This is a genomic window from Mesorhizobium sp. RCC_202, assembly GCF_041355295.1.
Classification (GTDB): Bacteria; Pseudomonadota; Alphaproteobacteria; order Rhizobiales; family Rhizobiaceae; genus Mesorhizobium.
This window is the reverse complement of the sequence record NZ_JBFUPO010000004.1, coordinates 358651-372791: the sequence shown is the minus strand read 5'-3', so window position 1 is coordinate 372791 and position 14141 is coordinate 358651. Positions and strand designations below refer to the sequence as shown.

Below are 14141 nucleotides of genomic sequence, written 5' to 3'. Positions count from 1 at the left end.
GCAACGCTATGTCCGGCCAATCGCACATTTTTGTGGCGGCCGTCAGGCACCGTGATCGGCGCGCAATTTGGCGCCCCGGTGATGTATTAATACCACAAAGGCGTACCCCGCATCAAACCCGGCGACTCACAAGCGATTCTGCCTCATCGGTCGCAAAGGAACCATTTACGGCCCGCAAAACCTGGAAACGCCGCGCCAGCGCCTCTGGCAGGCTGCCTGACGCCGATCACGGCGATGCCAACCTTGAGATCAAGGCGCCGGATCCAAGATTAGATGACCCAAGGCGCGTAGACCGGCCGGCTGACGGCGATCATTTCAGCGACACGGCCACGCTCGCGGCGCCGCGTCTCGACGATTTCGAAGGCCGTATGGTCGGACAACAGTCGGCGCAACGCCGAAGCGTTCATCCGGTGGCCGCCGCGATAGGAGCGGAAACAGCCGATGAAACGCGCGCCGGCCAGCGCCAGGTCGCCCATCGCGTCGAGCGTCTTGTGGCGGGCGAATTCATTGGGATAGCGCAGTCCGCCGACATTGATGACGCGGTTGTCGTCACCGATGACCAGCGAATTTTCCAGCGACGAGCCGAGCGCATAGCCGGCGGCCCACAGCCGCTCGACGTCCTTCATGAAGCCGAAGGTACGAGCTCTGGCGATATCGCTGCGGAAGACATCGGGGTTGATGTCGGAAGCGAATTGCTGCCGGCCGATCGCCGGGCTTTCGAAATCGATCTCGACCTCGAAGCGCGTGCCGTCATAGGGCCGGAACTCGGCCCAGGACGCGCCGGCCTCGACGCGCACCGGCTTCATCACGCGGATATAGCGGCGCTTGACCGCCAGCGTCTCGATACCAACCTGGTCGAAAGCCTCGACGAAGGCCATCGCGCTGCCGTCGAGGATAGGAACCTCGGACCCGTCGATCTCGATGACCAGATTGTCGATGCCAAGCCCGAACACCGTGGCCATGAGATGCTCGATGGTGGCGATATGCGCGCCGGCCGGGTCGCCAAGCATGGTGGACAGATCCGTTGCGCCAACCTCCGCGACCAGGGCGCGGAACTCGTGGCCCTCATCGCCATTCGAAAGGTGGAAGACAATGCCCGTGTCGGCGTCGGCGGGCAGGAAATGCACGGTGACGGGTTTGCCGCTATGGACGCCGGTACCGGTCAACGTCGCACGCGATTTCACTGTGGTCTGATAGTCGTGCAAGACAAACCCCATAGCCCAAAATGCCTGTGTCCGCTTTGTCAGCCTCGAACATCTTGCGGCAAATGGGGCGTCTCGCGTCCACACGAATGCGGCAAAACAAACAAGAGCTTGCGGCTCTGGTATGATCGGCAGGCAGGACTACTCCCCGAATCCCTGCAGGCCGATTTGATCGCACGGAAGATAATGACCCGCCAGAGAGACTCCAAATCACGGTTTCTTACCCCGTGTAACCACGGAAAAGTGTAAGGAAAACCCGGCAACGCTTTGTTTTCAATATGCTTTGAATGAAAACAGGCAGACGATCGGCTCGTCTGCCTGTTAACATCCGTCACATAACGTTAACGATCAGCGGCCCGCGGTATCGATGCAGTGGGCCGCCGTATCCGCTCAATTGGCCTGGCGGCGCAGGAATGCCGGAATCTCCAGCTGGTCGTCTTCCTGGACCGTGCGGCTCTGCGGCGTCAGCCGGCCCTGATCGTCGAGCTGACCGCGGCGCGGCGCGTAGAGCGCCGGATCCTGGCTGGCGAGACGGCGCATTTCCGGCGCCGCCTGACGCAGCTTCGGCTCGCGCGGCTGCGCTGGCTGAAGCCGGGCAGGCTCTTCCTCACGGCGGGTGAGGCCGTTGGTCAGCCGCTTGATCAGGCCCATCGGACCGCTGTTCTCATGGTCGGCGGGACGGCTCTTGGCCTCGACTTCGGCCCTTACGACCGGCGGAAAGTCTTCCACGCGCGGCATACGCTGCGGTGCTGCCGCCATCGGCTGCGGCATCTCGCGCTGCGGCGCGGGCTGCATGACCTGCTGCGGCACGACCGGCTGCGGACGCGGCTGGGCCGGCGGTGCCTGGAAGATCTTGCTCTGCGGCTGGAAGTCGTCGATGGGAGCCGGGCGCTGCTGCGCCATCGCTGCCGCGTTGGCCTCGGCGAGCTGGATCGCCTCGGCTACCGGATCAACGGCGCGCGGCTCGTAGATCGGCTGCTGCACGGCTGCCGGTCGGCCGTCGACAGCCGGCGCTGCGGGACGGCTAACGGGCTTCTGCGGTGCGGTGCGGATCGAAATCGGTGCTGCAGCGATTTCAGCCGCCGACTTGTCGATGCCGGTGGCGACCACCGAGACGCGGATGACGCCTTCCAGCTCCTCGTCGAAGGTGGCGCCCAGGATGATGTTGGCGTCCTGGTCGACTTCCTCGCGGATGCGGGTCGCGGCTTCGTCGACTTCGAACAGGGTGAGGTCGCGGCCGCCGGTGATCGAGATCAGCAGGCCCTTGGCGCCCTTCATCGAGGTCTCGTCGAGCAGCGGATTGGCGATAGCAGCCTCGGCGGCGGCCATCGCCCGGCCCTCGCCCGAAGCCTCGCCGGTGCCCATCATCGCCTTGCCCATCTCGCGCATCACCGAACGCACGTCGGCGAAGTCGAGGTTGATCAGGCCTTCCTTGACCATCAGGTCGGTGATGCAGGCAACACCGGAATAAAGCACCTGGTCGGCCATGGCGAAGGCGTCGGCGAAGGTGGTCTTGTCATTGGCCAGCCGGAACAGGTTCTGGTTGGGGATGACGATGAGCGTGTCGACGCATTTCTGCAGTTCCTCGATGCCCATGTCGGCCGTCTTCATGCGGCGCTGGCCTTCGAAATGGAACGGCTTGGTGACGACGCCAACGGTGAGGATACCCTTTTCGCGGGCGGCGCGCGCAACGACCGGAGCAGCACCCGTGCCGGTGCCGCCGCCCATGCCGGCGGTGACGAAGCACATATGCGTGTTGGTGAGATGGTCGAGGATCTCATCGATGCACTCTTCCGCCGCCGCGCGGCCGACTTCCGGCTGCGAGCCGGCGCCAAGGCCTTCGGTGACATGCGCGCCGAGCTGGATGAGCCGCTCGGCCTTCGACATCGTCAGCGCCTGTGCGTCGGTGTTGGCCACCACGAACTCGACACCGCGCAGACCCGCGGTGATCATGTTGTTCACGGCATTGCCGCCGCCGCCGCCGACACCGAACACGGTGATGCGCGGCTTAAGCTCGGTGATGTCCGGCTTTTGCAGATTGATGGTCATTTCTTCGTCCTTTGCCTTTCCCGCCGCCTCGCCGCTGCGGCCGCCTGTGGGGCTGTCCCCGTCAATTAAAAACTGTCTCTCAACCACTGACTCATTCGATGCAGTTTTCCGCCTGTCCCGGTCATCCTGAAACCGGAAAGTCCCTTCGCCGAATGGCTCTCGAAGCTTGCCATCTGCGGATAGATCAGCAGTCCGACCGGCGTTGAGAACGCCGGCCCCTTGGCCGCTTCCGGCAGGCCGGCGACGCCAAGCGGGCGGCCGATGCGCACATTGCGTCCAAGGATGCGGCGCGCCGCTTCCGGCAGGCCGGACAGCTGGCTGGCGCCACCGGTGAGCACGACGCGTTTTCCCACGGCATTGCCGTAGCCGGACTTGTTCAGCCGGTCGCGCAAAAGCTCCAGCGTCTCATCGATGCGGGCGCGGATGATGCGCGTCATCACCGAACGCGGGATCTGCAGCGGCATCTCGCCTTCCTCGCCGATCGGCTGGATCGAAACGAGATCACGGTCGTCGGCGCTGCCGGGCAGCGCCGAGCCATGCATCACCTTCAGCCGTTCGGCGGCATCGAGCGACGTCGACAGCCCCTTGGCCATGTCGAGCGTGACATGGTTGCCGCCGATGGCGATGGCGTCGCCATGCACGAACTTGCCTTCCGAAAACACCGAGATCGTCGTGGTGCCGCCGCCCATATCGATGCAGGCAGCTCCCATTTCGAGCTCGTCATCGACCAATGCGGCAAGCCCGCTGGCATAGGGTGTCGCCACCATGCGCTCGACCGACAGATGCGAGCGGTTGATGCAAAGCTCGAGATTGCGCATCGGCGCTGCGTCACCCGTCAGGACATGCATGTCGACGCCAAGTGCGTCGCCGACCATGCCGCGCGGATCGCGCATGCCGCGCTCGGCATCCAGCGAAAAGCCGACGGGCAGAGAATGAACCACCTCGCGCTCGGCCCTGAGCGCCTGCTTGGCGCCGGCGGAGAGCACGCGCTTGATGTCGGCTTCCTCGACCTGATGGCCGCCGAGATTGATGGTTGCCGAGAAAGCTTCGCTCTTCAGCCGGCCGGCCGTCATGTTGACGATCAGGGAATCGACGGTCAGCCCGGCCATGCGCTCGGCCGCGTCGACGGAGAGCCGAATGGCGTGTTCGGCGCGATCGAGGTCGACCACGACGCCCGACTTCACGCCTTGCGATTTCTGATGTCCGATGCCGATCACCTGGATGCGGTGCGAACGTCCGCGCAAAAGCTTGCCGTCCTCGTTCGGCTTGAGCTTAGCCACCACGCAGCAAACCTTGCTCGAACCGACATCGAGCACGGTGAGCGTGCCGGACCGGCGCGAAGAAGCGTCACCATTGCCGCCAAGCCAGCTCATATCTTCGTCCCCGCCTTGCGCTTGGTCAGGCTCTTTGGCTTTTCGTTGAGCGAGGCTTCGCGCTGCGTCGCGGCCTCCGGCGACAATTCCAGCACCAGCCGATCGGCCAGCCGCATGTCGACACCGACGATGTCGCGAGCGAGAATGCCATTGTCATGGTCGAGCTTGACGAGTTCGGCGATCGCCTGATCCTCGTCGTCCTCCGGCAATTTGATGGTGATGCCGTTCTCGAGCCTCAGGTCCCAGCGCCGCTCGCCGACCCGGATGTAGCCTTTGACCCGCGCGGCGAGTTCTGGATAGCGCTTGATCTTCTCCAGGAAACCAGGCGCCTGCGCCGGCGCGCCGGTACCGATGATCAACGGCAGCAAGGCCTGCTTGCCGCCCGAGAAAGGCGCAATCACTTCGCCTGAGCGTTCGATGACCGAGAGATCGTTGCCCTGCTGCCAGAGCGCGAACGGCTCACGCTCATCGATGCGCACTTCGAGCGTATGCGGATAGATCTTGCGCACTGCGGCGCCCTCGACCCAGGGCAGCGTCCCGATGCGTTCGCGCGCGGCTTCCGCATCGAAGCCTATCAGCGAGGTCCAGCCATCGAGACCAATCCGGTCAAGCACGTCGATCTCGGATGTCTGGCGGTTGCCGATCACCTTGATCTGGTCGACGGCAAAACCGGTGCGCGCAGTGACACCTTGCACGATGCTGTCGCCGTAACCGCCGACATAAGCGCCATAGGCGCTGCTGGATGCGATCAGCGCGGCGGACAGGATCGCAGCCGCAAAGCGCGGCGCCTCGTACTCGCCGCCACAGAGGCGCGCAAGCACGCGAACCGGCCGGCGCAGCTGGCGCGGCAGGACGAAATGGTCGAATGACAACGGCATGCCGAACAGCGCGGAACCGGCCGCACCGCCTTTGCCCTGTCCCCATCTCAACGCAGACACGAAGCGTCCTCCACCATCCAACTCAACAAATCGCCGAACGAGTGTCCCGCTTGCGCGGCGATTTCAGGCACCAGAGACGTCGGCGTCATGCCCGGCTGGGTGTTGACCTCAAGCCAGACAATCTCGCCATTTTCGGAGTGGCGATCGTCGTAACGGAAGTCCGACCGGGAGACGCCCCGGCAACCGATGGCAAGATGAGCCTTAAGGGCCAGTGTCTGTATTTTTTGGTAAATATTCGGTGAAATTTTAGCAGGGATTTCGTGTTTTGATCCGCCAGGCACGTATTTTGAATCGTAGTCGTAGAAGGAATGGCCGGTCGGGATGATCTCGCAGACGCCAAGCGCAACGTCGCCCATCACCGCGCAGGTCAACTCGCGCCCATGGATGTAGCGCTCGACCATGACGATCTCGCCATATTTCCACTCCGACGAGCCGATCAGTTGCGGCGGATGCGACTGCCCTTCATGCACGATGACGACGCCGAAGCTCGAGCCTTCATTGACGGGCTTCACCACGTAAGGCGGCTTCATCGGATGCTTGTTCTGGACGGCGAAGCGGTTGATCACCTTCGATTCCGCGACCGGAACGCCGGCCGCCTTGGCAACTTTCTTGGACTGCTCCTTGTTCATGGCCAGCGCCGAAGCGAGCACGCCCGAATGGGTGTAGGGAATTCCGAGATATTCGAGAATTCCCTGAATGGTGCCGTCCTCGCCGAACGGGCCGTGCAGCGCATTGAAGGCAACGTCGGGCTTGAGCTCGGCAAGCACAGCCCCAACATCGCGCGACACATCGACACGGGTGACCTGATAGCCTTCATTCTCGAGCGCATCCGCACATGCCTTCCCCGAGGACAGAGACACGGGCCGCTCCGAGGAGAATCCACCCAGAAGGACAGCCACATGCTTCTTCTTCATCCCGTCATCCCCTCTCACGCCGGGCCTGCAACCGATATTCCCGCACCGCATTCCCAAGCATTGAGTCCGAGTCTTCCGGCAGGTTGCCCCCCAGACGGAAAACGCGACTTAACGCGTCGAACGACTCAAATCAGGAAACGCTTTAGGGCAGAGAATCAGAGAGTTGATTCGCTGGCAAGTGCCTATGATTCCGACAGATTCACTTTCCGCGAAAACACGCGAGAAAAGTGTGTTGTTGAGTCTTTGCGGCAACGGTTGACACCGTCGCAGAGGGCCGAAGTTCAAGTACTACTTGAACTTCGTGAGGCGCCGAGATGTGTCGAGATTTAGGTCAGGCCGAGCCGAGAGCGGTGGCTTTCGAGAACCGGCCTACGCCGGCCGTAGCTTTCATAGAGCGGAAACACTTAAGACGGCTTCGGCCGGCGAAGGCCGGAGCGGAGCGTACTTAGGTACGTGAGCACCGGAAGCGCAGATAGCCGCCGTTCGCAGGCCGGCCTCACCTGAATATCGACACATCTCAAAGGAGCTGACCGAGGAACTCCTCCACGGCATGATCCGGCCTGAAATTGCCAAGGCGCTTGATTTCCCAGTGCAGCCGGATGCCGGAATTTTCGAGCACCCGCGCCCGCACCGTCTCGCCGAGATATTCGAGGTCATAGCCGGTCGCGGTGCCGGTGTTGATCATGAAGTTGCAATGCATCGGCGACATCTGCGCGCCACCGATCATCAACCCGCGGCAACCGGCCTTGTCGATCTCCTTCCAGGCCGACGTGCCTTCGGGATTCTTGAAGGTCGAGCCGCCGGTCTTCTCGCGGATCGGCTGCACCGTCTCGCGGTGGTTCTGCACGGCGTCCATCGCCGCCTTGATCGCCGCCTTGTCCTCGCCAACGCCTTCGAAAGTCGCCGACGTGAAGATCAGCCCGGCCGGTGCCGAAGAATGACGATAGGCATAGCCCATATCGGCATTGCTCAGCGTGTGGACATTGCCCTTGCGGTCAAGCGCCCTCACCTCGACGACGCGCTCGCGCGTCTCGACGCCATTGGCGCCGGCATTCATCCGAAGCGCGCCGCCGACGGCGCCCGGAATGCCATGGTAAAAATGGAAGCCTCCGATGCCGGCTTCATAGGCAACGGCCGCGACACGCTTGTCCGGCGTCGCAGCACCCGCTTTGATGGTGGTCGGGCCGGTGACTTCTGCTTCGCCAAAACCTTTGGCCGAAAGTCGGATGACAAAACCCAGTATGCCGCCGTCGCGCACCAGCAGGTTCGAGCCGACGCCCACCACCATGACCGGTATGTCTTCCGGCACCGCGCGCAGGAAGGCCGCGAGGTCCTCCTCGTCGGCCGGCTGGAACAGCGCTTCGGCGAGGCCCCCGGCGCGAAACCAGGTGATCTTGTCCATCTCGGCATTAGGTGTGATGCGGCCGCGCAGGCCGGCAAGCCGGTCGCCGAGCTTGTCGATGAGAGCCTGGCCGCGCATCATGAGGGCGTGCCCCCAAGGTCCTTGGGCAGCGCATAGGCCCATTGCGTGATGTTGCCGGCGCCGAGGAAGACGACGAAGTCGCCGGGCCTGGCAAGATCACGAATGATCGGCGCAATCGCCGCCGGTCCTTCGATGTAGCGCGCGTCGCGATGGCCACCGGCGCGGATGCGCGACACCAGCGCATCGGACGTCACCCCGTCGATGGGCTCCTCGCCGGCCGCGTAGACAGGGGCGACCATCACCGTGTCGGCATCGTTGAAGCAGGCGGAAAACTCACTGAAGAGATCATGCAGTCGGGTGAAGCGATGCGGCTGCGCGATGGCGATGACGCGTCCCTTGGTGGCGCTGCGCGCCGCCTTCAGCACCGCCGCGATCTCGACCGGGTGATGGCCGTAGTCGTCGAACATGTCGACGCCGTTCCAGGAGCCGGTATGGGTAAAACGCCGCTTGACGCCGGCGAAGGACGACAGGCCCTTCTTGATTGCCTCCGGCGAGAGGCCGAGCTCGTGGGCAACCGCAATCGCAGCGGTCGCGTTGGACACGTTGTGGCGGCCGGGCATCGGCAACCGCAGATCCTCGATTGTCGTCGTGCCGCGTCCCTTGCGGTCGCGGATAACCACATCGAACTCCGATATCGCGCCCTGCATGCGATGGTTGGTGAAGCGCACATCGGCCTGCGCGTTCTCGCCATAGGTGATGACGCGGCGGTCCTCGATGCTGCCGACCAGCGCCTGCACCTCCGGGTGGTCGGTGCACATCACGCCGAAACCATAGAACGGCACATTCTCGACGAATTGCCGGAAGGCCTCGCGCACCTTGTCGAAGCTGCCGTAATGGTCGAGATGCTCGGGATCGATGTTGGTGACGACGGCAATGTCGGCCGGCAGCTTCAGGAAGGTGCCGTCGCTCTCGTCGGCCTCGACCACCATCCATTCGCCGTCACCCATGCGCGCATTGGTGCCATAGGCGTTGATGATGCCGCCATTGATGACGGTCGGGTCGAGACCGCCGGCCTCGAGCAGCGTCGCCACCATCGAGGTGGTCGTCGTCTTGCCATGCGTGCCGCCGATGGCGACCGCCTGGCGGAAGCGCATCAGCTCGGCCAGCATCTCGGCGCGGCGCACGATCGGCAGCAGCTTCTCGCGCGCGGCCTTCAGCTCAGGATTGGATTTCTTGATCGCCGTCGACACCACCACGACCTCGGCGTCACCGAGATTCTCGGCTCTGTGGCCGACGAAGCACTCGATGCCCTTGTCGCGCAAGCGCTGCACATTGGCGCCATCGGCCTGGTCGGATCCCTGCACCTTGTAGCCGAGATTGTGCAGCACCTCGGCGATGCCGCTCATGCCGATGCCGCCGATGCCGATGAAATGCACGAGGCCGATCGTCTGCGGCATCTTCATGCGCGCGTCTCCCTGTAGTGCGAAACTGTTTTGCCGGACGCAATAGCCTCTGTGAGATCGGCGAGCAACCGCGCCGCGTCAGGTTTGCCGGACGAACGCGCGGCGGCGGCCATGGTCGCCAGCCGGTTCGGATCCTGGATCAGCCCGCCGACCAGTTCGGCGATCCGCTCGGAGGACAGCGTCGATTGCGGATGGAGCTCGGCGCCGCCGGCAGCGGCAAGTGCGGCGGCATTCGCCGCCTGATCATGGTCGAGCGCATGCGGATACGGCACCAGCAACGCCGGCCTGCCGATGACAGCGATTTCCGAAACCGTCGAGGCGCCGGAGCGCGACATCACCAGATGCGCCGCCGCCATGCGCGCCGCCATGTCGGTGAAGAAGGGCGAGACCTGGGCATCGACGCCGAGATCGGCATAGGCGGCCTTGACCCGCGCCACATCCTCGGCGCGGGCCTGCTGGGTAATGAGCAGCCGCTTGCGCTGGTCCTCAGGCAACTGCGCTATCGCCGCCGGCACCGCGTCGGAAAAGAACTGCGCGCCCTGGCTGCCGCCGAACACCAGGAAGCGGAACGGCTCACCGTCGTTGGAAGGAACGTAAGGCGTCTTCGCCGCTTGCAGGACTTGCGGCCTGACCGGATTGCCGGTGGTCACCGTCTTTGCGCCGGCCGCACTTGCGCCTTCCGGCAGGAAGCCGCCGGCGATCGCATCGACGCGGGCCGACAGCGCCTTGTTGGCGCGCCCCATCACCGCGTTCTGCTCGTGGATCAGCGTCGGCACCTTGCGCCGTGTCGCCGCATAGAGCGGCGGCAAGGTCGGATAGCCGCCGAAGCCGACCACGGCCTCGGGGCGGATCTTCGCGATGACACGCCCGGCCTCACGCACGCCTTGCCAGATCTTCCAGAAGGAAGAGAGCATGGCGATCGGATTTTTCGAGCCCAAGGTCGCCGATGGGATCGGATGGACAGCGACGGCGGGGAACTGGCCGGAATAGCGCTCGGCGCGGTGATCGGTGGCCAGATGCACCTTCCAGCCGCGCTCGATCAACTCATGCGCTAGCGCCTCGGCCGGGAACAGATGCCCGCCCGTTCCGCCGGCTGCCAGCAGGATGACACCCTTCGACATCCAACCTCATTCCGCCGGCATGGCGCGCTGCGAGAAGCCAAAGCCCATCTGCTTGCGCTTTTCGGGACGCTTGCGCGTCAGCGCCAGGACCATGCCCATAGAGACGGCAATGGCGATCTGCGAGGAACCGCCATAGGAGATGAAGGGCAGCGTCATGCCCTTGGCCGGCATCAGTTGCAGGTTGACGCACATGTTGATGGCCGACTGCAGCCCAAAGACGGTGACCAGGCCGCCAACCGCGTAGCGGGTGAAATCGTCCTGCTCCTTGAGCGCGATGCTCAAGCCGCGCAGCACGATGAAGGCGAAGATCGACATGATGAAGAAACACATGATGAGGCCGAATTCCTCACCCGCGACCGAGAAGACGAAGTCGGCGTGGCTGTCGGGGATGACGCGCTTGACCGTGCCCTCGCCCGGGCCGACGCCGAACCAGCCGCCATTGATCAGCGCCTCGCGGCCCATATCGACCTGGAAGGTATCGCCTTCGCCGGTCATGAATTTGTCGATGCGCGCCGCGACGTGCGGGAACACCGTATAGGCGGCGAAAACACCGCCGACACCGGCAGCGCCCAGTGCCGTGATCCAGAACCACGGCAGGCCGGCCATGAAGAACATCACGCCCCAGGTGCCGAGCACCAGCATGGTCTGGCCGAGATCGGGCTGCGCCACCAGCAGGGAGATCACTAGGGCCAGCAAAAGCATGGCGAACAGATTGCCGGGAATATCGGGCTGGCGCCTGTGCTCGGCAAAAAGCCAGGCGCAGATGACGACGAAGGCCGGCTTCAGGAATTCGGATGGCTGGATGGAGAGGCCTGCCAGCGACACCCAGCGCCGTGCACCCTTCACCTCGACGCCGATGTAAAGCACCGCCACCATCAGCACCAGCATGATGCAGATCATAACCAGCGACATGCGCCGGATCTGCCGCGCCTCGAGAAAGGAGACGACAAGCATCACCACCAGCGCCGGAATGGTGAAGATGATCTGGCGCGTGGCGAAATGGAAGCTGTCGAGGCCGATGCGCTCGGCGACCGCCGGGCTCGCGGCGAAGGACAAGACGATGCCCAGCCCCATCAGCGACAGGAATGCCGCCAGGAACCAGCGATCGATCGTCCACCACCAGGTGGCGACAGGACTTTTGTCGAGACGGCTTTGCATCAACGTGGCCCTCCGATGGGTATCACCCCATCAATAGCAGTCGCAGCTTGCCTGAAGGCTTCGCCGCGAACTTCGAAATTCTTGAACTGGTCGAAACTGGCGCAGGCCGGCGAAAGTAGCACCACGGCTTCGCCGCCGGCATCGTTCGCCGCATCGTTGGCGGCATGCTCGACCGCGGCCGCCAGCGTTCCGGATATTTCGTAAGGCACGGTCTCGCCGAGCGTGGCCGAAAAGGCGGGCGCCGCCTCGCCGATCAGATAGGCCTTGGCGATGCGCGGGAAGAAACCGCGCAGCGGCTCGATGCCGCCTTCCTTGGGCAGACCGCCGGCGATCCAGTAGATGCGGTTGTTGAAGCTCGACAGCGCGGGTGCCGCCGCATCGGCATTGGTCGCTTTGGAATCGTTGATGAACAGCACGTGGCCTTTGCGGCCCACCTGCTCCATGCGGTGCGCGAGCCCGGGGAAGCTTTCGAGCCCGGCCTGGATCTCGCCAAGCTCGAGCCCAACCTTCAGGCAGGCGACGACCGCGGCCAATGCGTTCTGCGCATTGTGCTGGCCACGCAGCGAGCCGATGCCTTCGAGGAAGGCGACGCGGCTGTAGCGGCCATGCACGGCCTCCATCAGATCGGAGCCGTCGGCGAAGTAGCCGTCGGTCAGCGGCAGCCGCTTGGAAATGCGCACAACCTGCCGGCCCGCCCGTTCCAGCCGGTCGGCGATCTGGGCGCACCAGGAATCGTCGACGCCGACGATCGCGGTGTCGGAGCCGGCGACCAGCCGCTCCTTGATCGAGGCGTAATGCGCCATCGTGCCGTGCCGGTCGAGATGGTCGGGCGTCAAATTGAGCAGGATGCCGGCGGTCGGGTTGATCGAAGGCGCGAGGTCGATCTGGTAGGACGAGCATTCGACGACATAGTGCCGCTGCGGCTCAGGCGGATCGAGCGTCATGATGGCGCGGCCGATATTGCCGCCCATCTGCGTGTCGCGACCGGCCGATTTCAGGATATGCGCCGTCAGCGCCGTCGTCGTCGACTTGCCGTTGGTGCCGGTGATCGCAATGAACGGTGCGCCCGGCGCCCGGCTGATGCGCTCGCGGCAGAACAGCTCGATGTCGCCGATCGCCTCGACGCCGGCGCCGCGCGCCAGCTCCACCGTCCAGTGCGGCTTGGGATGCGTCAGCGGCACACCGGGCGACAGCACGAAAGCCGAAAACTTCGACCAGTCGGCGGCGCGCAGGTCGCCGGTCGCAATGCCGGCGGCCGCGGCCTTGGCGACGCTGTCGGGATTGTCGTCCCAGGCAAGGACCTCGGCGCCGCCCGCGATCAGCGCATGCGCCGTCGCGATCCCCGAGCCGCCAAGCCCGAAGAGCGAAATGCGTTTGCCTGAGAAGGATGCGGCGGGGATCACTGCGCGTCCTATCTGAGCTTGAGGGTGGACAGGCCGACCAGCGCCAGGATGACGGCGATGATCCAGAAGCGGATCACCACCTGGCTTTCGGTCCAGCCGAGCTTTTCGAAATGGTGATGGATCGGCGCCATCAGGAACACGCGCTTGCCGGTCATCTTGAAGTAGCCGACCTGGATGATGACCGACAGGATCTCGACCACGAACAGGCCGCCGACGATGACCAGCACGATCTCGTGCTTGGTGGCGACGGCGACGGTGCCGATCAGGCCGCCCATGGCAAGCGAGCCGGTGTCGCCCATGAAGATCGCGGCCGGCGGCGCGTTGAACCACAGGAAGCCGAGGCCGGCGCCGATAACGGAGCCGAGCACGACCGCAAGTTCGCCGGTGCCCGGGACGAAATGGATCTGCAGATATTCGGCGAACACCGCATTGCCCGACAGGTAGGCGATGACGCCGAAGGACGCCGCCGCGATCATGATCGGCACGATCGCCAGGCCGTCGAGACCGTCGGTCAGGTTGACGGCGTTGCCGGCGCCGACAATGACGAAGCAGGAGAACGGCACGAAGAACCAGCCGAGGTTGATGAGGAATTCCTTGGCGAAGGGGAAGGTCAACGACGAGGAGAACGGCGCCTGGCCATTGTGCATGATCACCCAGGCGGCGATGCCGGCGATGATGAATTCGAGCGAGAGCCGCGCCTTGCCGGAAAAGCCCAGATGCGACTGCTTGGTGACCTTGAGGTAATCGTCATAGAAGCCGATCGAGCCGAAGCCGACGGTGACCAGCAGCACCACCCAGACGTAGATCGAGGAAAGGTTCGCCCACAAAAGCGAGGAGCCGATGATGCCGGACAGGATCATCAGCCCGCCCATGGTCGGCGTTCCGGCTTTCTTGAAATGCGTCTGCGGGCCGTCGGCGCGGATCGGCTGGCCCTTGCCTTGCCTGAGCCGCAGCGAGTTGATGATCGTCGGCCCGAAAATGAAGACGATCAGCGCCGAGGTGATCAGTGCGCCGCCGGTGCGGAAGGTGATGTAGCGGAAGACGTTGAAGACCGAGATCTTGTCCGCGAAATCGACGAGCAGTGTGAACATGTTGTT

At 64.1% G+C, this 14141-nt stretch carries 11 protein-coding genes; all 11 read right to left on the bottom strand.

Features of this window, described 5'->3' with window-relative positions; all coding sequences use genetic code 11:
• Positions 1–269: 269 nt before the first annotated feature.
• Positions 270–1217 (bottom strand): UDP-3-O-acyl-N-acetylglucosamine deacetylase, encoded by a 948-nt coding sequence (gene lpxC, locus AB6802_RS11900; RefSeq protein ID WP_371010288.1) that lies wholly within the window; start codon positions 1215–1217, stop codon positions 270–272.
• 375 nt (positions 1218–1592) lie between these two features.
• Positions 1593–3251, bottom strand: a complete 1659-nt coding sequence (ftsZ, locus tag AB6802_RS11895) for a cell division protein FtsZ (RefSeq protein WP_371010287.1) — start codon at positions 3249–3251, stop codon at positions 1593–1595.
• A 65-nt stretch (positions 3252–3316) separates the two neighbouring features.
• A complete protein-coding gene (ftsA, locus tag AB6802_RS11890; protein WP_371010286.1) occupies positions 3317–4624 on the bottom strand; it encodes a cell division protein FtsA in 1308 nt (435 codons plus the stop codon).
• Complete coding sequence (locus AB6802_RS11885) at positions 4621–5562, bottom strand: cell division protein FtsQ/DivIB (RefSeq protein ID WP_371010285.1); 942 nt, start codon at positions 5560–5562, stop codon at positions 4621–4623. The genes ftsA and AB6802_RS11885 overlap by 4 nt, the downstream gene beginning before the upstream one ends.
• Positions 5550–6476 (bottom strand): D-alanine--D-alanine ligase, encoded by a 927-nt coding sequence (locus AB6802_RS11880; protein WP_371010284.1) that lies wholly within the window; start codon positions 6474–6476, stop codon positions 5550–5552. Before AB6802_RS11880 ends, AB6802_RS11885 begins: the two co-directional genes overlap by 13 nt.
• A 517-nt stretch (positions 6477–6993) precedes the next feature.
• A complete protein-coding gene (gene murB, locus AB6802_RS11875) occupies positions 6994–7959 on the bottom strand; it encodes a UDP-N-acetylmuramate dehydrogenase (protein WP_371010283.1) in 966 nt (321 codons plus the stop codon).
• On the bottom strand, positions 7956–9362 hold the full coding sequence (gene murC, locus AB6802_RS11870; protein WP_371010282.1) for a UDP-N-acetylmuramate--L-alanine ligase: 1407 nt from the start codon (positions 9360–9362) through the stop codon (positions 7956–7958). The genes murB and murC overlap by 4 nt, the downstream gene beginning before the upstream one ends.
• A complete protein-coding gene (gene murG / locus AB6802_RS11865; protein ID WP_371010281.1) occupies positions 9359–10483 on the bottom strand; it encodes an undecaprenyldiphospho-muramoylpentapeptide beta-N-acetylglucosaminyltransferase in 1125 nt (374 codons plus the stop codon). Before murG ends, murC begins: the two co-directional genes overlap by 4 nt.
• A gap of 6 nt (positions 10484–10489) precedes the next feature.
• The gene (gene ftsW / locus AB6802_RS11860; RefSeq protein ID WP_371010280.1) at positions 10490–11641 is read right to left on the bottom strand and encodes a putative lipid II flippase FtsW; all 1152 of its coding nucleotides are present in this window, start codon (positions 11639–11641) and stop codon (positions 10490–10492) included.
• The gene (gene murD, locus AB6802_RS11855) at positions 11641–13044 is read right to left on the bottom strand and encodes a UDP-N-acetylmuramoyl-L-alanine--D-glutamate ligase (RefSeq protein WP_371010279.1); all 1404 of its coding nucleotides are present in this window, start codon (positions 13042–13044) and stop codon (positions 11641–11643) included. Before murD ends, ftsW begins: the two co-directional genes overlap by 1 nt.
• 8 nt (positions 13045–13052) lie before the next feature.
• Positions 13053–14135: a phospho-N-acetylmuramoyl-pentapeptide-transferase gene (gene mraY, locus AB6802_RS11850; protein WP_371010278.1), complete on the bottom strand. Its 1083-nt coding sequence runs from the start codon at positions 14133–14135 to the stop codon at positions 13053–13055.
• Between the last annotated feature and the right edge of the window lie 6 nt (positions 14136–14141).